General features: G+C 38.1%; 20 protein-coding genes and 1 riboswitch. Of the genes, 16 read left to right on the top strand and 4 right to left on the bottom strand.

Annotation, left to right across the window (positions count from 1 at the left end):
• The first annotated feature begins 11 nt into the window (after positions 1-11).
• From HWV59_RS21570 to HWV59_RS21585, 4 genes are all read left to right on the top strand, one after another.
• Positions 12-881 carry an ABC transporter permease gene (locus tag HWV59_RS21570; RefSeq protein WP_175640213.1) on the top strand — a complete coding sequence of 290 codons (870 nt, stop codon included), beginning with the start codon at positions 12-14 and terminating at the stop codon, positions 879-881.
• A gap of 49 nt (positions 882-930) precedes the next feature.
• Positions 931-2031, top strand: a complete 1101-nt coding sequence (gene uxuA / locus HWV59_RS21575; protein WP_175640726.1) for a mannonate dehydratase — start codon at positions 931-933, stop codon at positions 2029-2031.
• A gap of 64 nt (positions 2032-2095) precedes the next feature.
• Positions 2096-3250 carry a Gfo/Idh/MocA family protein gene (locus HWV59_RS21580; protein ID WP_175640214.1) on the top strand — a complete coding sequence of 385 codons (1155 nt, stop codon included), beginning with the start codon at positions 2096-2098 and terminating at the stop codon, positions 3248-3250.
• Positions 3251-3286: 36 nt separating this feature from the next.
• Complete coding sequence (locus HWV59_RS21585) at positions 3287-4399, top strand: Gfo/Idh/MocA family protein (protein ID WP_175640215.1); 1113 nt, start codon at positions 3287-3289, stop codon at positions 4397-4399.
• 239 nt (positions 4400-4638) lie between these two features.
• On the opposite strand, the gene HWV59_RS21590 is transcribed toward HWV59_RS21585, so the two are convergent.
• A complete protein-coding gene (locus HWV59_RS21590) occupies positions 4639-4833 on the bottom strand; it encodes a hypothetical protein (protein WP_175640216.1) in 195 nt (64 codons plus the stop codon).
• Positions 4834-4915: 82 nt separating this feature from the next.
• Positions 4916-4998, bottom strand: a riboswitch (cyclic di-GMP riboswitch).
• 263 nt (positions 4999-5261) lie between these two features.
• Between HWV59_RS21590 and HWV59_RS21595 the strand changes: the two genes are divergently transcribed.
• The 8 genes from HWV59_RS21595 to pdxA all read left to right on the top strand — a co-directional run bounded on the left by HWV59_RS21595 (position 5262) and on the right by pdxA (position 14240).
• Positions 5262-6095: a helix-turn-helix domain-containing protein gene (locus HWV59_RS21595; RefSeq protein WP_175640217.1), complete on the top strand. Its 834-nt coding sequence runs from the start codon at positions 5262-5264 to the stop codon at positions 6093-6095.
• Positions 6096-6197: 102 nt separating this feature from the next.
• Positions 6198-6350 carry a hypothetical protein gene (locus tag HWV59_RS21600; protein WP_175640218.1) on the top strand — a complete coding sequence of 51 codons (153 nt, stop codon included), beginning with the start codon at positions 6198-6200 and terminating at the stop codon, positions 6348-6350.
• Between the two features lie 273 nt (positions 6351-6623).
• Positions 6624-7496 (top strand): DUF6843 domain-containing protein, encoded by an 873-nt coding sequence (locus HWV59_RS21605; RefSeq protein WP_175640219.1) that lies wholly within the window; start codon positions 6624-6626, stop codon positions 7494-7496.
• Between the two features lie 487 nt (positions 7497-7983).
• Positions 7984-8844 carry an SGNH/GDSL hydrolase family protein gene (locus tag HWV59_RS21610; protein ID WP_175640220.1) on the top strand — a complete coding sequence of 287 codons (861 nt, stop codon included), beginning with the start codon at positions 7984-7986 and terminating at the stop codon, positions 8842-8844.
• Between the two features lie 171 nt (positions 8845-9015).
• The gene (locus HWV59_RS21615) at positions 9016-10716 is read left to right on the top strand and encodes a sigma-54-dependent transcriptional regulator (RefSeq protein ID WP_175640221.1); all 1701 of its coding nucleotides are present in this window, start codon (positions 9016-9018) and stop codon (positions 10714-10716) included.
• Positions 10717-10934: 218 nt separating this feature from the next.
• Complete coding sequence (locus HWV59_RS21620; protein ID WP_175640222.1) at positions 10935-11930, top strand: 2-keto-3-deoxygluconate permease; 996 nt, start codon at positions 10935-10937, stop codon at positions 11928-11930.
• Between the two features lie 13 nt (positions 11931-11943).
• Positions 11944-13245 carry a four-carbon acid sugar kinase family protein gene (locus HWV59_RS21625; protein ID WP_175640223.1) on the top strand — a complete coding sequence of 434 codons (1302 nt, stop codon included), beginning with the start codon at positions 11944-11946 and terminating at the stop codon, positions 13243-13245.
• The gene (pdxA, locus tag HWV59_RS21630) at positions 13242-14240 is read left to right on the top strand and encodes a 4-hydroxythreonine-4-phosphate dehydrogenase PdxA (protein ID WP_175640224.1); all 999 of its coding nucleotides are present in this window, start codon (positions 13242-13244) and stop codon (positions 14238-14240) included. The genes HWV59_RS21625 and pdxA overlap by 4 nt, the downstream gene beginning before the upstream one ends.
• A gap of 82 nt (positions 14241-14322) precedes the next feature.
• On the opposite strand, the gene HWV59_RS21635 is transcribed toward pdxA, so the two are convergent.
• Both HWV59_RS21635 and HWV59_RS21640 read right to left on the bottom strand, forming a co-directional pair.
• A complete protein-coding gene (locus HWV59_RS21635) occupies positions 14323-15585 on the bottom strand; it encodes an efflux RND transporter periplasmic adaptor subunit (RefSeq protein WP_175640225.1) in 1263 nt (420 codons plus the stop codon).
• Positions 15582-16259: a hypothetical protein gene (locus HWV59_RS21640; protein WP_102230260.1), complete on the bottom strand. Its 678-nt coding sequence runs from the start codon at positions 16257-16259 to the stop codon at positions 15582-15584. Before HWV59_RS21640 ends, HWV59_RS21635 begins: the two co-directional genes overlap by 4 nt.
• A gap of 435 nt (positions 16260-16694) precedes the next feature.
• Here HWV59_RS21640 and HWV59_RS21645 point away from each other — a divergent pair, with 435 nt between their 5' ends.
• On the top strand, positions 16695-17930 hold the full coding sequence (locus HWV59_RS21645) for an O-antigen ligase family protein (protein WP_175640226.1): 1236 nt from the start codon (positions 16695-16697) through the stop codon (positions 17928-17930).
• Between the two features lie 314 nt (positions 17931-18244).
• On the opposite strand, the gene HWV59_RS21650 is transcribed toward HWV59_RS21645, so the two are convergent.
• Positions 18245-19225, bottom strand: a complete 981-nt coding sequence (locus HWV59_RS21650) for a LacI family DNA-binding transcriptional regulator (protein ID WP_175640227.1) — start codon at positions 19223-19225, stop codon at positions 18245-18247.
• Positions 19226-19466: 241 nt separating this feature from the next.
• Here HWV59_RS21650 and HWV59_RS21655 point away from each other — a divergent pair, with 241 nt between their 5' ends.
• The 3 genes from HWV59_RS21655 (at position 19467) to HWV59_RS21665 (ending at position 22712) form a co-directional block, all read left to right on the top strand.
• On the top strand, positions 19467-20849 hold the full coding sequence (locus tag HWV59_RS21655; protein WP_175640228.1) for an ABC transporter substrate-binding protein: 1383 nt from the start codon (positions 19467-19469) through the stop codon (positions 20847-20849).
• A 94-nt stretch (positions 20850-20943) separates the two neighbouring features.
• Positions 20944-21882 (top strand): carbohydrate ABC transporter permease, encoded by a 939-nt coding sequence (locus HWV59_RS21660; RefSeq protein ID WP_175640229.1) that lies wholly within the window; start codon positions 20944-20946, stop codon positions 21880-21882.
• Positions 21879-22712 carry a carbohydrate ABC transporter permease gene (locus HWV59_RS21665; RefSeq protein WP_175640230.1) on the top strand — a complete coding sequence of 278 codons (834 nt, stop codon included), beginning with the start codon at positions 21879-21881 and terminating at the stop codon, positions 22710-22712. Before HWV59_RS21660 ends, HWV59_RS21665 begins: the two co-directional genes overlap by 4 nt.
• Positions 22713-22722 lie beyond the last annotated feature (10 nt).

Genomic DNA, 22722 nt, shown 5'->3' on the forward strand with positions numbered 1-22722 from the left:
GGGGTGAAACGATGAAAGCGGAGACTACAATGAATAATCCGATTGAAGTGAATGAACCCAAAAGGAAAAAACGGTTCGGAAGGATAGCTTACTCTACAACCAACTGGGTTCTAATTATCGCTTTTTTAACAGCTGTTCTCGGAATGACCTTAGCTGTTTTGTTTAGTGCATTTGGTAAGGAATGGTACGGAACTGTTTTTCCACAAGGCTATACGTTCGACTGGTTTATACAAGCTTGGAATGCATATGAAATTGGCGCTTATTATAAAGTGACGATGCAGATTGTTGTCACAGCTACGATTATTTCTCTTGTGTTAAGTATTCCGACTGCCTATATATTGGCGAGAAGAGAGTTTCCGTACAAGAACGTGCTCATTGGATTTTTTCAAATGCCGTTTACGTTACCTGAACTTGTCTATGCAATCCCGGTAGCTTCTATTTTTTACTCAATCGGTCTTGCAGAAACAATTCCAGGGCTCATCATCGTAAATTTAATTATAGGTATACCTTTTTCAGTGTTTATTTTAATTCCGTTTATGGAATCACTTGACCCGCGTTTGGAGTGGGCTGCTCAATCGTTAGGTGCAAATAAGTTCAACATGTTTACGAGAATTATAGTTCCACAGCTTGTACCTGGACTTACGGCATCGGCGATCAATATTTTTATTCGGATGTTTAGTACGTTTACGATTATTCTCTTAATCTCTGGTCCGAAAACTCAGACCTTGCCGGTTATGGTATTTAGTGTTTTACAAGGTTCAGGAAGTCAACCGCCAGCCATGCTAAATTCATTGGCGTTAACATTAATGATTCCGTTGCTGCTTTTCGCCTTTGTTAGTCTTTGGATTTCAGCGTATACACAACGCCGTTTAGGGAAATAAACGTTATTTTTGGGGGAAATGTTTGTCAATCGATTGGGGGATGAAGAAAGTGAGAATGGTTTTTCGGTGGTTTGGGGATGAAAATGACACCGTTCCGTTAAAATATATTAAACAAATACCCGGTGTCGAAGGAATTGTTTGGTCTCTCCATGATATTCCCGCTGGTGAAGAATGGCCAATGGATAAAATTCTTCGTGTGAAACAACAGGCGGAGGAACATGGCTTTCATATTGATGTTGTTGAAAGTGTGAATATTCATGAAGATATTAAACTAGGATATCCTACGAGAAATCAATATATTGAAAATTACAAGAGAACGATAGAGAAATTGGGAAAAGTCGGAGTAAAGGTGATTTGTTATAATTTTATGCCTGTATTTGACTGGACCCGGACAGATCTATTTAAAGAATTGGAAGACGGTTCAACAGCCCTTTTTTATGAAAAAGAAAAAGTGGATAATATGGATCCGCTTGAGCTTGTCGACAAAATCTCTCATTCCTATGATTTTACAATGCCCGGCTGGGAACCGGAAAGACTTACACAGCTTTCAAATCTATTTAAAGCATACAAGAACGTCTCGACTGAGGACTTATGGGATAATTTGAAGTATTTTTTGGAAGAGATTATTCCTGTAGCTGAAGCGAACAACATTAAGATGGCGATACATCCGGATGATCCGCCATGGCCAATATTCGGGCTTCCGAGAATTATGACATCAAGGGAAAACATTAAAAGGTTTTTGAAGCTTGTTGACCATCCGAATAATTGTATTACACTCTGCAGCGGTTCTCTTGGTGTAAATCCGGATCATAACGTAGCAGACATGGTAAGGGAGTTCGCGGATCGAATCCCGTTCGCTCATATTAGAAACGTTAGAACATACAGCAACGGTGATTTCATTGAGACTTCTCACAGATCTCAGGATGGAACAGTAGATGTACTGGAGATTGTAAGCGCATTCCATGAGAGCGAATATAACGGGTATGTAAGACCAGATCATGGAAGACATATCTTTGATGAGGAATGCAGACCTGGTTATGGCTTATATGATAGAGGATTTGGAATTATGTATTTATGGGGAATTTGGGATTCCCTTCAAAGAGCGAAAGCTAGGGAGAAGGTAGAGTACGAAACAACTGGCAGTTTTTGAGAAATGCAGAATGGAAGTTACATAGTCTTACCCCAAACTAAATCAAACTAAAGGAGAGATTTGGATGAAACGTATTGCTATCATTGGTGCGGGAGCCATTGCACCAGCTCATATTAAAGGGTATTTGGAATTTCCTGAAGAGTGCAAGATTGTTGCATTATGTGATATTTATCCGGAAAAAGCAGAAAAATTAGCAAAACAATTTGATCTCAATGTAGATATTTATGATGATTATCAAAAAATAGTAGACCGTACGGATATTGATTTAGTGTCAGTATGCACGCCTCCATATACACATGCAGAAACAGCCATTGATTTGTTAAATGCCAAAAAACATGTGCTTGTTGAAAAACCTATGGCTTCATCACTGGAAGAATGTGATGCCATGAATGCTGCAGCTCAAAAAAATGGAATGATTTTATCTGTTGTTGCTCAGAACCGTTTTTTAACACCAATGATGAAATTAAAGCATGTACTTGATTCAAAATTGATGGGTCCTATTGTTCATACTCAAGTCGATTCCTACTGGTGGAGAGGCCACTGTTATTATGATTTATGGTGGAGAGGTACATGGGAAAAAGAAGGTGGCGGCTGTACATTAAACCACGCAGTACACCATATTGATATTTTCCAATGGATGAACGGTATGCCTTCTGAGATTACAGCGGTCATGAGTAATGCATCACATGATAATGCTGAGGTTGAAGATATATCAATTGCCATTGGGAGATATGATAATGGAAGCTTGGTACAAATTACTAGCTCTGTTATCCACCATGGGGAAGAGCAGCAATTGATCTTCCAAGGAAAAAATGCACGTGTTTCCGTACCTTGGAAATTAAAAGCTTCAAAATCAAAGCAAAATGGTTTCCCGGAAGAAGACCTGGATTTAGAGGAGAAGCTGCAACAGGTCTATGAAGAGCAGCCAGAACTGCAATTTGAAGGACATGCAGGACAAATCCATGATGTCTTACAAGCTGTCCAAGGTAAAAAGACAGTTTTAGTTGACGGAATACAAGGAAGACAAACGCTGGAATTCATTACAGCAATCTATCAAGCTGCAAGCTTAGGAAAAACGGTAAAACTTCCATTAAATGAAGACAGTCCTTTTTATACGAGAGATGGTGTCTTGAAGTACGCTACACATTTTTATGAAAAGAAAAATGTCATTGAAAACTTTAAGGATGAAGCGATTACAACTGGCGGGAAGTATGAGTAAATCGGATCTTTTATAAAATAAAAAGGGGTAGATGATATGAATAGAAATGATGGAATGAATTATGCACCTAGAGGACATGTAAATAAAGTTGTGAGTGAAGATGAGTTTCAATTTGCGGCAATTGGTCTCGATCATGGACATATTTATGGAATGAGTAATGGATTAATTGAAGCTGGTGGAAAATTAGTTGCAGTATACGATCCTGATCCTGAAAAGGTGAAAAAGTTCTGTGAAACCTACCCTGGAGTGAAAGCTGCGAGTTCTGAGGATGAAATTTTAAACGACACAACCATTAAGTTGGTAGCCTCAGCAAATATCCCTTCCGAAAGAGGTGCACTTGGTCTTAAAGTGTTAGATCACGGCAAACACTATTTTGTTGATAAACCGGCTTTCACGAAAATCGAACAGGTGGAAAAAGCAAGAAGAAAAACAGCTGAAACAGGACTTAAATGGGGGATATATTATAGCGAACGCCTACACGTAGAAAGTGCTATGTTTGCTGGTCAGTTAATCGAAGAAGGTGCAATCGGACGTGTCGTACAAGTGATTGGAACGGGTCCTCACCGTGCAAACCCTGAAAGCAGACCTGACTGGTTCTTTGACCCTGAGTCATACGGTGGAATCTTGTGTGATATTGGCAGTCACCAAATTGAACAATTTTTACACTATGCAGGTGCTAAAGATGCCGAAGTATTGCACAGTAAAGTAGCGAATTACAGCTTCAAGCAATATCCGGAGTTCGAAGATTTTGGGGATGCCACACTTGTTGCAGATAACGGCGCAACCTTTTACTTCCGCGTTGATTGGCTCACTCCGGATGGTCTTGGCACTTGGGGAGACGGACGTGTCACAATCTTAGGAACAGAAGGATATATAGAGGTCCGAAAGTATATTGACATTGCACGTGACGCTTCTCAAGATCATCTGTATTTAGTTAATCAACACGGAGAACAACACTACGAACTATCCGGCAAAGTCGGTTTCCCATTCTTCGGGGAATTCATTCTAGACTGCCTAAACGGAACAGAAAATGCCATGACCCAAGAACACGCATTCAAAGCAGCAGAACTATGCATCGACGCCCAACAAAAAGCCATCCGAATTGAAGGCCCTGGAGTACCTCATCCCGCTCAGTCCGGTACGCGTTGACGGTCCGGGAGTGGTCCGCGGGGACAGGTTCCTTGTCCCACAACAAGGTATGAATTGTAGCCAAAGAATAAAGATAAAATGGAATGTGCAAGTGACCTCGTTGTTCGTATGAACATGTACGAGGTCGCTTTTTTGTTATAAATCTATTTAATTTACTACTCAAATTGGCAAAAGATAAAAGTTTTTTTCTCTCAACAACCTCCTTCTAAAAACCTATATGACCATTGATCTTCTGTTTTTTAGTCTCTGACATATGGAAGGCTAACGCCAGCAGTTTTAAGTGAGTAATATGCATTCTTATATTCCATGAGATCTTGGTTTTCTTCCTTTAGTTTTAAGATGAGATCGTTTGCATTTTTGAGTTCGACCTTTTGGTGATTGATGATTATCATAGCGCGTTGATATTTTTGCTTAAGTTTTTGTAAATCTTCCAATGAAAATACCCTCTTTCTGTACAAAAAAAGTGATAAAAACCTTTTATGTCAATAGATTGGAAAGATTCTAAAGTATTTTAAGTTAGGCGGCCCAGCCATCATAGTATAAACTTTAGATCTGTAACTTTGCGTCCCAGTCTTTCGAAAGGTTTGCCTTTTCTAACAACACTAGCTTTATGGTTAAATAGTACTATATATTTTCCATTTTTTAAACATAAAGAAATAGACAATATACAACAAGAAATTTAGAAATTGAGAATCAGTAGGATAGGGGGAACAGGGACGAGGAACCTGTCCCCCTGTTCCATGTAAGGTGCTTTTAAAACTAAAAATTTTTTTATTTTCTACGCTACTCTAACCCTAAAAATCCCTATATAAAGGGTGGAAGACAAATCCAGCCATACATAAATGATAGGGAGAGAGATAACATGGAAAAGCTCAATTACGACACAATCCAAAAATATCAATCATTTGCAACTATTGAAGATATGGACAAATCTGTTCGCGGATTTTTATATAAGCATAAGGCTGAACTATCTGAAGGAACTCTAGCTGTTCTTCATCTCATCTGGAAGCATTCTGTAAAAGTTGTCGGAGTGTCCTTTGCCAAATATGATTACATTGCTGGGCAAGCAGGCTTGAGTAAACGAACGGTCATTCGTGCTGTAAAAATGTTGGAAGAGCGGGGGATTATTAAGAAGGTTCCGACTGCAAGGATGAATGGCAAACAGGGAGTGAATCTTTTAATCATTCAAGCTTTTGAGTCAATCGATTCTATAAAAACATCTATGTCACCCCAGGATGTCACTGCACCTGTCACTCCTAATAAAACAGAAAATAAACAAAGCTCACTCTGTGAGAAAAAAACAAAAGAACGAACTAACGTAAGAAACGCAAGTGAACCAACACTCCATGAATTAGACGCCAGCTATCTACCAGATTACATACCAGAAGAATTCAAACAAACTGCACAACCATTTTTCAAAGCCGCAGATATATATAACCTGTGGAAGCGGGTCATGATCGTCTATAACAAATTCGACCACGGCAAAACAATTGATGACTTTATGGAATGTATCATCAGCGCATTCAAACAAGCCATCTTTGCCAAAAAAATGCGCAAAATCCACACCACATTCGAAGGATACTTCTACCGCATTATCCACGAAAACGTCACAGTACAACTACGCAGAGAACGCAAAGGAAACCTGTTCTGGGAATTGCACGACTGGGTCAGGGGGACAGGTTCATCGTCCCACTAGTTGCATGCTTGTTTGTTGAACATTTCTTCCAGTATTTTTATATTCATCAGATTCTTTAATATAGAAAACGAAAGGTGCAAATACCTATTGGGAGTTACATATATGGTTACTAATTTAACAGCAGATGCATTAACACATCTAGAAAAGCAGCTTGAAGAATCTATCACTGAACTGAAGGAAGAGATTAAGAAAAATGCCCAAAAATATAGGCTAAATAGTACAAGAACAATTGGGAAAAGTAAACAACTAGATTAGTATATTTATGAGATGCAAATATGAAAGCAATTGAAAAGGACTTTATGACTGGAGGAAGGTTTTATGAACAATGGGACAGTATGTGTTATTTCACATAGCTGAGTACATTTAGACTATCGAAATTCATACATAGAAGAAATTTCTAAAACTATTTTATCCATTAGAGAAGTTTTCAAAGTTGAATAGAGGTATAATAAATATGTGAAGCATTTCACATATTTATTATACAAAGGACCAGTTTATTTTTCACATTTAAAGGGAGGAGGAACATTTATGACTAAATTAAGGCCAGCATTATATGTTAGCCTATTGATTTCAGGATTATTTTTTATAGCTGGTTTGTTTGGTGGGGGATTTCTTTTTTCTTTTTTAGTTTTTATGTATGCAGTGGCTGGAAATTTCATTTATGGAATCCCTGTTTCTCTACTTTCAGATTTTTTAACAAGAAATCTGTCAAATGGAAGAATATTTGTTGCTGGAATCATACATATTTTCTTTGGATTTATCATTTTTATCATTATTGATGAGTATGCATATTTTGCCATTATTAATGCTATCTTGTTTTTTCTCATAGATGAATGGCTGAGGAATAGGAGAGTTGGTAGGGGTAGTGGGAGAAAACGGATACTAGTTTTGGAGATTTTTAGTGTCATTCCTTTTGTTGCTTTAGCGTTATGGGGAATATCAATCCTTACAATAGAAGAGAAAACGAACATGGTCTATCTCATTCCTGAAGATTATGAGGGATCTGTTGTTTCATTTTACAATATAACAGGTGAAGACCTACTTGAAAAAGAAGGTGATTTCAATATCGTTCCAATAAATATTGAGAGCCTTCCCACTTTACAGAATACAAATATTGAAAGATATGGTATTCATCAAACTTCTGAAGAAATGAGTAATGGAATTGTCAATAATCAATATTTTTACGTAGATAAAGAGGGAAATAGAACAGTTATTAACGATTATTGTATATATGAAGGTGTATATGGTAGCTATACTGGGACAAGTGAACATGAAATTGGATATAACACTTTTCAAGTGACAAATAGTGAATGTGGAGAAGATTTCTTTCTACATGGTAATGAGCATTATACGGCACAAAGTAGTGAAATCCTAAAGTATTGGACAAGTTTATATGATTAAGGAACAGATGGCTGGCTTAACTTAGTGACTTGATGGAACGTGGGTTACATTCTGTTAAAAAAATTGACATCGTTTTAAATTGTTGATGATGAGATTGGCAACATGAAATTGACGAAATGAAGAGAAAAAATGCTGAAAGAACTTCGAAATAAAAACTTGTACGTTCCTGAGGATCGAGAGGGTTATGGGGATACATAATTGATGAGCAGCCTATCATTTAGGATGATAGGCTTATTTTATGACGAGAATTCAAATGAAAAATAAGACATATCCTGATACCCATCGTCACAAATAGATATCGAATAAAAACTAAAGACGTCAAACCCTAGTTAAACCGCCTGAATGACCCGAGTTTTGTCAATCGATTATAATAGGCAGTGCTAGATGTATCCCATATAATGGTAGTGTTGCTAAGTAATCTAGTATATTTTGATACAAGACAGGTATCGATTTCATAGAACATTATTGAATAATCGGGAGGGCTATGATGAAGAATCTACTATGTGGTGCGATCGTAACAGTTAGTGCAGGAGTGATCATTGCTGGAAATATTCATTGGAATCAAAAAATATCAGCTCATGCCGGGCAAATTGTCAAACGAGATACTTCTGTGATAGTCCAGGAAGTAGTTGAAGTAGAACCAGAACCAGAGCCAATAAAAGAAAAAACACCTCAACAAACTGAACAGGAGAAAAAAGAACAAGAGCTTGCGGAATACACCAGGAACCTGCCTCCAGAACTCCAAAACAAAATCATCAACGCTTCTCAAAATGGTAAAACATTAACTATAGCGATCTATGGATCAGAAAGCTCTTCAAATGAAAAAGGAGCCTGGCCGAATCTACTCAAACAGCAGTTAGCGAAAACCTACGGAGAAAAGCTCTTCAATATAAAGGTATTGTCAGAAGGAGACAAAACAACTGTCGATGTTATCAGATCAAATTCGTATGAAAAAGTAAATGAGTTAAAACCAGACGTTATTATATTTGAACCCTTTATGATCAGTGATAACAGTGGGAAAATTTCCATGAAAAACCGCATCGGATATCTTCAAAAAATCTTATCTTCATGGAAAAAAGAGAATGAACAGGTAACGGTTCTTCTCCAACCCTCAAACCCGATCTATAGCGCAACCTATTTTCCAACACAGGTAGAGGAAATCAAAAACTTCGCTAAGAAAAACAACATCACCTACATAGACCACTGGGAAAACTGGCCAGACGAAAAAAACAACAAACTAAAACAATACCTAACCCCATCAAACCAACCAAACCCATCCGGCCACAAACTATGGGCCGAACACCTGGGTGAATACTTTGGAGCTGGGACAGAGGGACAGGTTCCTTGACCCACTTTCAGTAAGAGAGAACCAAACCTTTTCGGGGGCAGGGACGAGGGACCTGTCCCCCCGGTCCAAGAAACACCGCCCCGTCCCCCCTTGGTTATTCCACCCAAAACAGTTAAAATAACCTTATACATACTAGTGTTCAATGCTAAATAATCAAACAGGTGTGATCGAATGAGAATCAAAACGTTAGTTATTGCCCCTTATCCAGCGATGACTCACTTAATAGAAGACTGTCGGCAGGAGGAGCAGCAGCTTGATCTATATATGAGGGTAGCAAATCTTCAGGAGGCCGTTCCGGTTGCAAAGGAAGCGGAGGATCAAGGCTTTGATGTGATCATCAGCCGTGGTGGAACATCTAAATTAATTGAAGATGAGGTAAATATTCCGGTCATCGATATCCATGTGTCAGGATATGACATGCTTAGAGTGCTGACACTTGCGAATGATTTTCCAGGCAAAAAAGCGATTGTCGGCTTCTCGAATATTACATTAGGTGCAAAGGCGATTACGGACTTGCTTGAGATCGGGATTGATGTGTTCACTGTTGAAAGCGCGAGTGAGGTCGATGGACTTGTCGAAAAACTCAAGCAAGAGGGCTATGAACTTATCATGGGTGATGTTATTACAATGGATGCCGCAACAAAGCATAATTTGGAAGGAATTCTCATACAGTCTGGGCGGGAAGCAATTTTTGAGGCTTTTCAAAAGGCAAAGTCCATCTATCGCCTTCATCAAAGACAGCAGCAGGAGATTTCCTTACTGCGCTCCCTTTTAGAGGAAGCTTCATTAAACATGATTGTCCTATCAGGGGATGGGAGCGTGATCTATCAGCATTGGACGGATTTTAATGAGTGCCCGCTTCCGATAAACAAACTCAAGGAATACATCAAGGAAAAAAACAATATACGTACTGATGTTAATATCCTTAACATAAATGAGCAACAGATTGTAAAGCAATCTGTAAAAAAGAAAGTAATAGAAGCTCAGGAATATTATTTATTCCAATTCTCTGAGACCATCAATCCTGATGCCAATCTACAGGGTATTTCTGTTGAAACTATTTCACAACAGCCTATGATTATTTCAAACAGTCAGGTGATGAAAAGATGTGTTCAGTTAATTGATCACAACTTAAACAATGAACAATGGCTCCTGCTTGGTGCTGAAGGAGCGGGGAAGAAGCTTATTTCTCAGTATATTCATTATCGGAAAAATAATGGACAAGGTCTCTATGCAAGTGTAGCAGCAGAAAATTTGTTATCACTTCAACATAAATTGGATCCTGATGTGAGAACTCTTTATATAAACGAGGTAGAAGCTTTAACAGCAAAAGAGATGAAAAAGCTGACGACTACTATAAAGCATTTGAGAACAGAAACTCTTACGATTATTTTGGCTCTTACAAAGGAAGAAGAAATTCCTCATTCACTGATCTATGACAATGATCTAGTTCGAGTTCAAATTCCTTCATTAAAAGACCGAAAAGATGATATTAGACCGTTAACCACCTATTTTATCGCGGCTTTTCACGGTCAAATTGGTACATCTGTTATTAAAATGAAAGAAGATGCGCTTCAGCTGTTAGAGGATTATTCATGGCCGGGAAATGTTGCACAACTTCGATCGATTCTTCACTCAGCTGTTTTAGAGGAAAAAGGATATGTTCTTGGCAAAAAACTGCTTCAGCAGCATATTGAAGAGCAAAAAGAAGAACAGGTGACAGTGGGTAAGGAGTTTCTTACCGGAACACTTGCTGACATAGAAAAAAGAATTATTGAGCATATTATGGAAGAAGAGAATCATAATCAAACGAAAGTTGCAGAGCGGTTAGGAATGAATCGCTCGACTTTATGGCGCAAGCTGAAACAATAATTGTTCAGCTTGCGTTTTTATTTTGACGAACAGAAAGCATAAGGGTAAGGATTCGGCTTTTTGAAAAAAACCAGGCTATTCTTATGTTGCAAAATACAACTATTTTAATTATAAGTGTTGCAAAATATTGTGTAAGCAATTACAATAATCCTTGTAACCGATTACTAAATATATTTAGTGTTTAATATTGAAACAATCATAAAAGGAGTGTTACAATTATGAAGATAAAAGCAACTTTAGATCGAATTCCTGGTGGTATGATGGTTGTACCGTTGCTAATTGCAGCATTAATAAATACATTTTTCCCGGACTTATTACGAATTGGTAACTTTACTCAAGCGCTGTTTGTAGACGGTGCCAGCACATTGATAGCGCTTTTCCTATTATGTACAGGTGCACAAATTAACGTGAAATCTTTTGGTGTGTCAGTTGGTAAAGGGGCAACTCTTTTAGCGACTAAATGGGCAGTAGGTGCTGTGTTTGGATTAATCGCTTACTTGCTTGCTGGTGACAATGGCTTATGGTTAGGTTTAGCACCGATCGCGGTTATCGCAGCCATGACAAATAGTAATGGCGGATTATTCGTCGCGTTAGTTGGTCAATACGGAAGCAAAGAAGATCGTGCAGCGTATTCACTTTTAGCACTTAATGATGGTCCTTTCTTAACAATGATTGCGCTATCTATTTTCGGAGCAATGGGCTTTGTTGATGGAATGTTCTCAATAACTTCATTTATTTCTGTATTATTACCAATTGCTGTTGGTATGGTTTTAGGTAACCTTGATGAAAACATGCGTACGTTCTTAGATAAAGGAAGCTCAATGTTAATTCCATTCTTTGCATTCGCATTAGGTATGGGAATTGATTTTGGAGCGATTCTTGAAGGTGGATTAGCAGGAATTATCCTTGGATTATTAACGGTATTTGTAACAGGTTCTGCGGGTTATTTCGTATTTAAAGCATTAAAATGGAATCCGATCGTCGGAGCTGCGGAAGGTTCAACGGCAGGAAACGCTGTAGCAACACCGGCTGCGATTGCAGCAGCGAATGCAAGCTTTGCATCAGTTGTAGATATTGCCACTGTACAGGTAGCGGCATCAACAGTAACAACAGCAATCCTTCTCCCAATCTATGTTGGGTTCTTAGTGAAACGATTAGAGAAAAAAGGCTATAAATTTGAACAAGAAGACGTACAAGAAGAAGCAAACGTCTAAGGGTGTGATAAGAGTGGAGAAAAGAATTGGCATAATATCTGATGACTTAACAGGTGCAAACGATTCAGGAGTACAATTAGCGAAAAAACACTTGTCTTCAACGGTTGTGTTTGATTATGAAACATCTACATTAGCGACAAAGCCTGATGTGTTAATCGTTGATACAGATAGCCGGGCAAAGAAGGAAGAAGAGGCGTATAAAGCAGCCTATCAAGCTGCTTTATTCCTTCAAAAGGAAGGCTATCAACATGTATATAAAAAGGTTGACTCAACATTAAGAGGAAATATTGCAGCTGAATTATCAGCTGTTGAACAGGTGTATCAGCCGGAAGTTGTGGTTATTGCACCGGCATTTCCAAAAATGAATCGTCGAACAATTGAAGGCAATCATTATGTAAATGGTGTATTAATCACCGATACGGAGTTTTCAAAGGATCCGAAAACACCGGTTACAGAAGCGTTTATTCCGGAATTATTAAAGCAATACCAAGAGCGGGGAATTGCTTTAGTTGATAAACGTCTGCTGGGACAATCTGTAGAAGGAATAAACCAAATCATTACAACTATCATCAATCAAGGGGTAAAATGGTTTGTATGTGATAGTGAAACAGAAGAAGATTTACAAAAAATTTGCAGCATTTTTTCAAGCCTGAACAAGAAAACAGTCTGGGCCGGTTCAGCCGGGTTAATTGAATACTTGCCAGAAGCACTACAATTAACACATTCTAATGAAGAAAATCAGGAAGAAATTAAAATTGAAAAGACATTAATTGTGTCAGGTAGCTTATCTCAAGTAACGAGAGAACAGCTTTGCAAGATAGAATCTCTGCAAAATTCGTTCTTTATCGAAGTAGATCCTACGACTTTAGTAAAAAATACGTTTAAGTTAGACGATTATATTGGTCAACTAAGCCAAAATTCAAAATATGAACATTATGTTTTATACGTAGAGGCTTCTGAGGAAAACCGTGTTTCTGCGAAAGAGGCAGGAGAAGAACTGGGTTTAACCTTAACAGAGGTAAGTGAAGTTATATCAAGAGGACTGGGACAGATTTCGAAAGGTCTCTTAGAAAATTGCACCTCTATTCAAGGTTTAGTCCTTACGGGTGGAGATACAGCAAAGGCAGTTTGTTCGGAATTAACGATTTCGGAAATGGAGCTTTACTCTGAGGTGGAACCGGGACTTCCATTCGGTCGATTACGTAGTGAAGACCGCAGCTATTGGGCTGTGACAAAAGCTGGTGGATTTGGACATGAACAATCATTAGTCAATGTAGTTGAATACATGGCAAACAAAAGAAGGGTGAGAGCATGAGTCAAGTAAAACCAATCGTTGGAATCACAATGGGTGACGCAGCAGGCGTTGGCCCGGAAATTATTTTAAAAAGCTTAGCAAAAGAAGAAATGTATAAAATTAGCCGTCCGTTAGTTATCGGTGACAGCAAAATACTAGAAAGAGCAAAGAGTTTTGTGAACAGTGAGTTAATCATTGAATCTGTAACAGCTGATCTTATTGAAGACTTACCGTATAACTTCGGTACAGTTTATTGCTTGGATTTAAATCTATTAGATGCAAATCTGCCGGTTGGTCAAGTGTCACCAGAAGCAGGTCATGCTGCATTTGAATATTTAGCAAAAGCAATCGAATTAGCGAAAGAAAATAAAATCAATGCTATTTGTACAGCGCCATTAAACAAGGAAGCCTTACACAAAGGCGGTCATAAATACCCTGGTCATACTGAGATTCTTGCAGATTTAACAGGTACGGAAGACTTCTCTATGATGCTGTCAGCACCGAATTTAAAGGTTATTCACGTAACAACACATGTTGGAATCATCGATGCAGTGAAAATGATTAATCCAGAGCGTGTATACCATGTCATCAAGCTTGCGCACGATACGCTGAAAAAATCAGGTATTGAGTCTCCGAAAATCGCAGTATGCGGAATCAACCCGCACGCTGGGGAAAATGGTTTATTCGGTTATGGTGAAGAAGATGAAAAAGTTGTTCCGGGTGTAGAAAAGGCACAAGGTGAAGGAATCAATGTAGTAGGTCCGTTACCTGCAGACACATTATTCTTCCGTACCGTTCGTGGAGACTTCGACGTCGTTGTCGCCATGTACCACGACCAAGGACACGGACCAGTTAAAGTACTAGGCTTAGACGCAGGTGTCAACATCACAGTCGGCCTGCCAATCATCCGCACAAGCGTCGACCACGGCACAGCCTTCGACATCGCTGGTACAGGAATTGCAGACGAAAAAAGCCTAATGGAAGCCCTCCGCCAAGCTGTCGAATTTGCTGGATAGGGACATGGGGACAGGTTTGGTGTCCCTCTCATTTTAAAGAGGAAGGGGGACAGGGACAATGAACCTGTCCCCCTGTTCCATTTTATCTTTCCGCAAGACCAATTAAAAATGATTCCCATTTTTCTTTGGTTGAGAGGTTTTTGAATGCTGATTTTTTTAGGTATGTAGGCTTCATTGTTGTGACAAACATGCTGTTATCATGAGAGTGGTTTGAAGTCATAACAACCTGTCCGATTTCTGTTCCTTCATTAATTTCCTGTAGATCGCCGGAGCTTAGTCCGGTTTTTACTGCCTTCCTAGCAACCATCCCGTCCTTATCTAAGAAATAAAGAAATGATGTTTCATCCTTCTTTACTATGGCCTTCCTCGGAACTGTTGGAACCTTTAATGCTTGATCCAGTGTTACCTTTACGTCAGCTGTAGCCCCGATAGGGAGTGTTTCTACTTGTTCTGCTAGAATTCCTTCATACGGATAGACATTCTTTTTTTCTATCTCCGGTTCATTTTCGGGATAAGAATGAATGTCAAATATGGTTCCTTTTAGCTTTGCTTTTTCTCCTGAAACTGTTGCGTGAAACGGCATATCCACCTGCACCTTTTTTAATTGCTCTTCTGTTAATGTTCCTTTGATCGATAACGTAGTTGAGGCAACCGTTACAACGGGGTTTCCTAGCTGATCATTTACTTCTTTGACAATGCCGTCGCCTTCACTAATGATCATAGCTGAATCACTTTTCTCATTTATGAGACTGATTTGAGTTTCATAGTTGAATATTTTATCTTCAAGCTTACTTTTTTCAAGTTCCTGCTTATAGATTTCCTGTTCAATTTGACTGATAATCATGTCATTTGAAGTGTCTTCTGTATTATTTTCAGTAAAACTCAAGTCCTCTTCAAAGGTAAACATGGAATCAAAAGCATAACTAGAGTCCGAAGAAGAAATGGAAGCCTGATAGTCCAGTAGTTTAGAGATATATTCATCAATACTGCTTAACTCTCCTTCTGCCTGGCTGATTTCCGTCTCCAAGGTTGCTCTTAACTGATCAAGCTCAGGTGTCGCATACTCAAGAAGTGGAGTACCGGCTGTCACGATATCACCTTCGTTAACCAAAAAACGCAGAAACTCTTTATCTTTATCATCAAAATAAACCTTATATTCCTCCTGCGGCATTAAAATTCCCTTTGTATCAAGAGTTTTTATGACATTTCGCTCCTGAACCCTTGTCCAATCGTCAACATACACGGTGTGCTCTGCTTTACTATCTTTTTTCCATATTAAATAGCTGTTTAGTGTAATAAAACTAATACAAAAGAAGATGAGCGAGAAAATAAACCATTTTTTCAACGTAACCACATCCTAACTAATACAGGTACCTCAATATAGGCCATGAAGGCGTGTAAGAGCCAGCTTAATAGGTAAAAGAGGAGAATTGTGAAAAAGGTTAAATACCTATTCTTTTCAGTAAGTCGTGATAAATAAAAATGAAGAAAAGTAATGGTTACTAGTTGAAACAGAGTAATAGAACTGAAAAAATGAACCCAATATTCGTGGTTAATCAATTGCTGAGCAATGACTCCTAATGAGAAGGGATTGCTCGCCTGGTTTAAATTGAAAATGACAAGTACAGGATATGTGATTGCCTTTTCGACTAAATGAATAGAGAAAACAACCATTTGAACGATTAAAGCTTTTTTATAGGAAACATCAAGTACGATCCAATAAACGGAGGCTGGAAACCAAAGAAGCAGGGTTGTATATAGTAAGCTTGAGACCAGCTTTCCCAGTAATAAAAACAACTTCCCAACCTCAAATTCCTCTCTGGAAAAGTCCGTAATCGCTCCTGAGTACGTTTCTGTACCAATGCCAAAATAAGCGCCTGCTGCAAATATAAATAAACTGAATAAATAGAGAACGACAATTCTCCAGCCAATTCCTCCTGTTGTTTCAGCGTTTAGTAGTTGATAGAGGTTTACCTGTGGACGGAAAATCCCCTTTATGATCGACGTTTCATATATCATATAAAGTCTCCTTCATTAAAGTTACTTATCTAGTTTATCGGATTATGCTCAAAAATAACATTGGAATTTGTCGAATTTAATAATTATTGTGAGGATTTTGTTGATTTGGACCAAAGACCTAAAAGTCTCGAATACCTAATCACTATTCTGTTTTCCTAGTAATAGGAGGATTCTCCTAAAATATGATGGCTTGTAATAAATAAAAAGAGAAGTAAGTAGTATTTCTCGAGTTAGGGCAAAGGGGTGTGTCTTTGCTGAAGGATGAATCCGCAAAAATGTAAATATTATAATGAAATGTAAATAAGGTGTTAATTTATTGTGTGATTTTCTATTCTTTCGTATAAAAGCTTTTGTCTATCTAATATATTTAACACTAGTATTCTGAAAATCTTTTTCATTCCAAATTATATAAAATGGTAAGGAAAAGGGAGCGCTATGACAAAATTGAAAATAGTGTTAAAAAAAGAATTTCTAAAAAAACATCTACTTGAAATAGGGGTTATATTATGTTTTGTATTGCCGCCGGTAGGAATCTTGTGGTTAATGTTGATTGGCTGGAATCAATTAAAAAATGCGGTTGATTTAAAGGCTGCATTTTATCTTAATGCAACCACCTTCTTTTTTGTTTGCTTAGCTATAGCGACGTTGGGAGCAACTTTTACTGAGGATAAAGAAGCATACATGCTCATTTTTGCGATGATCTTAGGTTATTTAGGGCTTTATTTGTATATAAAGGAACGCGTCACAATGTCTCTTATTCGCCGATTTAAGTGGATCATGATTATTGGTGGAGTGTATTTAGTGATTTTCGGTAGTGTTATGAGACATTTTCAAGTAACGGATATGCTTATTGGAGGGATAACAGGTACCCTATACATTGGCCCGTTACCTGATTCTGTAGCTGATGGCAGATTGTTTGGAACTGCATATAATCCAAATTTTGCAAGTTTTCTTTTATTACTTATTCTTTCATTTTTATTAGCAGATCAATTAAAAAGACAGCATCATAAACAGATGATTTGGAATTATGTTCTTATTACCATCATGATGTTTGGTATTTTTCAGACAGGCTCACGTTCAGGTATTGGTGTCATGTTCCTTGTCCTGATCATTTTTATGTTGAGGCTTTCAGCAAGAATTGGAATGGCAGCAGCTGCTATACCATTCATATTTCATAAACAGATTGCTGATATACTTCCGAGATTTAAATTATTTAATGAGGCATTTCTTGAAAGGAAAGAGATATGGGAGACGAGTCTTAAGATATGGGAGAAGTATCCTTTTTTTGGAACAACACCATTAGGTTATCGCCGAGCCTATGATCAATTTACACAACCTGAGCCACATGCACACAATATCATATTAGGGTTTTTTACTGAATATGGAACAATAGGTGGATTGGCATTTATCTTCCTTGTGATGACCTTTATGCTGAAGCTTTGTTGCTTATTCTTTATCAATGCCAAAAATAAGACTTTGCTCAATTTCTTCCTTTTATCACTGCCTGTTATCTTTTTCTCAGGAATCTTTGACCATCCGCTTGTCTCACCTCAGACAGCATTACTGGCAATTATCATTTTAGCATGCTTCGATCGATACACAGGAAACGTACCCTTATTGCAAAAAGCAGTCCTATATGTAAACTATAAGGTTGCAAAAGTGATATATTGATGGGTCGGAGGGCTGGGTCGGAGGGACAGGTTCCTTGTCCCTCCTTGCCCTGTTTTGCTTAGTCATGATAGATAAAAACGAGCATATTTTCATTGGGGTTTTTTAGAGTTAAATAACATCTAAGCTATTTCAAGTAAAAGAGGTTTTGATAAACCTGAGTCATGAGGTTAACTAACACATAGCCTAAAGGGTTTAGGAGAGAAGTGTCCACACGCATCTCTCCTACTAATACATAAACATAATACTAAAAGATAAAATTATGTAATGGGAACTTCATTGTACTCCAGGGACACTGAACCTGTCCCCCTGTCCCTTCAAGAACTTCCCCGCTCGATTAATGTTGGGTTGAGTTTGATTTGTACTGTTTCTGCTGAGACTTCATTTTCCATGCGGTTTAGTAAGATTTCGATGGTTGTTTTTACCATTTCTTCTATGGGTTGATGAATACTTGAGATTCCCATGATTTTTGCTAGGTATGTGTCGTCAAATCCGACTACACTGATTTCCTCGGGGATTCGAATGTTTCTTTCTTTTGCTGCCTTCATAAATTCAAGGGCCATAATATCGTTGGTTGTGAAAAGACAGGTGAAGTCAAGTGATTCATAAGAGTTTAAATAGTTTTCAATATCACGTCTCATTAAAAAGTTGTTTGTTGAGGTTTCTTGAAGCTGAATATAGTTTTTCTGTTTGAACTCGAAACCGTTTTCGTATAAGGCGCTTTTAAAGCCAAGAAATTTATCGTCAGGAACCGTACCGATAAATCCAAAGGTTTTGTGGCCGGCATGAATGAATTTCTCCCCGACAATTTTTCCTGCTTTCACATGGTCCAGGCCCACGCTATCAAGTGGCTTGCGGTTTTGGGTCATCACAACAGAAGGGATGGCCAGTTTACTGATCCGTTGAATATTGTAATCACCAGTAGGGACAAGGATCATGCCATCTACCTGACGGGCAATAAAGTTTTGAATACTTTCCCATTCAGTTATTGGATTATGCTTGGAGTTGTGTAGTAGAATACTGTAGCCGTTCTTTCTGGCTTCAGATTCAAGTGCATCGATTAACTCTACAAAATAGGGGTTATACGTTTCTGTTAAGCATAACCCGATGATTTTTGATTCGCTCTTTTTAAGGGTTTGTGCAGCTTTGTTTGGTACATAGCCAACTTCTTCAATCACCTGAAGAACTCGTTTCATGGCATCCTCATTTACGCCGGTATTTCCGTTTATCACTCGTGATACAGTCGATTGGGAAACGTTTGCAAGTTTGGCGATTTCTTTCATCGTAAGCTTACTCATAAGTGCTCCTCCGTTTGAATACGTATTCTCATATTTGAATATAATGATTCACTTAAGATTATTTGTATTGGTGCTATATAAATAGTATATCACACTATTTTTTGTTATCTTTGTTTGATGAATAAACTATGAAAACGCTTAAAATATTGTGTTGACATTTATTTACCCCTATCGTAACATAAAAACCAGAAGACGTGAATACGTTTTCACCAATTATTCAGACTAGGGGGTCTATGAAAGTATGAAAAAATTAATGTTGTTTGTTTCAATCTTAGTTTTATCTCTTTCGTTAGTTGCGTGCAGCTCAAATGGTGCTAGTAGCAGTGATGACAAAATTGTGATTTGGACACAAGCTGCTGCTGATCATCCGGAAGGAAAAATGTTTGCTGACCGAGTAAAAAGTTATAACGAAGAACATCCTGACAAGCCTCAAGTTGAAATTCAAAATATAACACGTGCCGGTGCGGGATCAGGCTATATAGATAAATTAAACGCAGCCATCACAGCTAATGATATGCCGGACATTTTCACACTAGATGGACCAGATATTGCAGCATATGTAGATTCCGGTCTACTTGGAGAGCTTGATGGATATATGAGTGAAGGTTTCAAAGAAGGATTTACAAAGGCAATTATTGATCAAGGTACCGTTGATGGGAAGTTTTATGGAATGGGTTATTCTGATTCAGGTGTTGCCATTATGTATAACGAAGATATGATCAATGCCCTTCCTGAAGATGTAAAAGCATTAGTTCCAGCATCAGATCAAGATTGGACCTGGGACCAATTTATAGAGCTGTCAAGAAAAATTGATGAGTTTGCAAAAACAACAAATGATCCGGCATTTAAAGGATACGAAAGTGCAGTAAGCTTACTATTACCTGATATTACAGCAGGTGCTTATGAAACAGGAACGTACTATTTCACACCTCTTCTTTGGGGAAATGATGCAAATATAGTTGGTGAAGATGGAGTCACAGTTGACGGTGTGTTAAACAGTGATAAAAGTGTTGAAGCATTAACGAAATATGCACAATTATTCGCAGAGCCGCAGCTTGCAAGTGCAAACGAGTCTGAAAAAGCCTTTCATTCAGGTAAGGCAGCATTATCTGTAAGTGGTTTCTGGTATGTGAGTGAATTAACAAGTAACTATCCAAACCTCAAATTCAAAACAGTACGTTATCCGAAAATGAGTGAAGACTATGATGGCTTATACACTCCATCAGGAAGCTGGGCGTTTGTGCGCAATGGACAAGAGGAAGATGAAGAGCGCATTAAGCAGGTAGTGGAAGTGATGGAATGGCTAAACAATGACGAAGCATCTGAAGAATATTATCATGCGAACGGATCGATCCCAACACGTGTAAATTCTATAGATGTCATCGATACGAATACGGACAATCCATATCATAACGAAGCATGGTCTGTCTTAAAATATCAGGTTGAAAACACGAATAAATCCCGACCTGTTTCTCCGGGGTACCCGTACTTATCTGAAACGTTTGCAAAAGATGTTATCTTGAAAATCGGTCAAAATAAAGCAACAGATGAAGCGACAATTAAGCAATATTTGGATGATGCTGTGAAAAAGATTGATTTGGAATTTGAAAAGTATCAGAAGTGATTGGTTAAGAGGGAGGTGGGGAACAAACTGACCTCACCTCTTTCTATATAACTGGGCTAGTCAATAGTGAGCCAAGTAAAAAGGGTGTGAAGTGATGAAAACGGTTAAAAACTTTGTGAAAGTAAGAAATACCACCGAACATTACCGAAACAGTGAGCATTATAAAAAAGGCGAAGTCGTCTCAGCCTATGGATTTTTAACACCAGCAATGGTGCTTGCCATTTTATTTATCGTCCTACCTATTATTCTAGCTTTTACGTATGGTTTTACAGATTATTATTTATTAAAGCCGAATGATAAACAGTTTATCGGCTTGGAAAATTTTAAGCGAATGCTGATAGATGAGGTGCTGATTCAAAGCTTTTTGAACACGATCAAGTTCGTCGTGTTTGTTGTTCCTCTTCAGCTTGCGATGGCACTTGGTTTAGCGTTAATTGTGAATAAAAAAATCAAAGGTGTTGGCTTTTTTAGAACTGCGTATTTTTCACCTGCAGTGTTGTCTCTAGTTGTTATATCTATTCTTTGGACGGTTATGTTAAACCCGACTTCAGGGTTAATTAATGAAATGTTAGCGAATATTGGACTGCCGAAGCAGCCATTTCTCTCAAGTGCTGATCAAGCGATGTACACCATTGTCGCCATTTCCGCATGGTCAGGTTGCGGCTATCAAATGATGATTTTTTTAGCAGGTTTAAAAAATATCGATGGAAGCTTATATGAAGCAGCAGATATTGATGGTGCGAATGCTTTCCAAAAGTTTTTATTCATTACGATTCCTTCATTAAAACCAATATTAATGTTTTTAGTGATAACCACAACGATCCAGGCATTTAAGTTAATTGTTCAGCCGATGGTTATGACAGGCGGTGGACCTGATTACTCTACCATGACAATCTTGCAATACATCTATGAATATGGATTTAGACACAGAAACATCGGATATGCAAGTGCGATTACGTTGGCTTTCACTGTATTTTTAGTTGTTGTGTCCATTGTGATTAAAAAGCTGTTTAGAGAGGAGCGGGCTGCATGAAGATCTTAAAAAAATCCTTGTTTTATTTACTGGCATCTGTGGTGGCGTTACAGTTTTTAGTTCCTCTTCTTTGGATGGTTTTATCTTCTTTTAAAATTGATGAAGTCATCTACCGGGATATTGGCTCGATCTATGCAGTCATCCCGAGATTTTCAGATCTCTCATTGAAATCTTATACTGAGCTGTTAGGTTTTTATAATATCTTTCAGAATGTGGGTAATAGCCTGATTTATGCTTCAATCACAGTTGTGTTTGGCTTAACTATTAATTCTCTGGCAGGCTATGCTCTAGCACGATTTCAATTTCCGTTTAAAGACTGGATTCTCATTTTTATTATTGCGTTGATGATCGTACCAATTGAGGCAACCATTCTTCCGTTATTTTTAGTTGTAAATGAAATGGGGTTAATTAATACAGTGCCGGGGTACTTAATGCCATTTATCATTAATGTAATGAATATTTTTCTGTTCAGACAGCATTTTCTATCATTTCCGGGTGAGTTGATTGAATCTGGAAAAATCGATGGACTTAGTGAAATGGGCTGCTTTTTCCGAATCGTTATTCCATCCAGCTTAAATATGTATATCACAGTCGGAATTTTAACATTCCTTGCTTCCTGGAATGATTTCTTATGGCCGGTTATGGCGTTATCAAATGCTGACCTCATGCCAATTCAGGTTGCATTAAATGCTATTTTCAGTGATACGTATAATATCTACACTAGTCATATTATGGCAGCTTTAACAATTGTCACCATTCCGATTGTTGTGCTGTATATCATTTTCCAAAAATACATTGTTGAAGGCTCAATGCAGAGTGGAATTAAATAAACGAGGTGCA

This window comes from Metabacillus schmidteae (genome assembly GCF_903166545.1).
Lineage (GTDB): Bacteria > Bacillota > Bacilli > Bacillales > Bacillaceae > Metabacillus > Metabacillus schmidteae.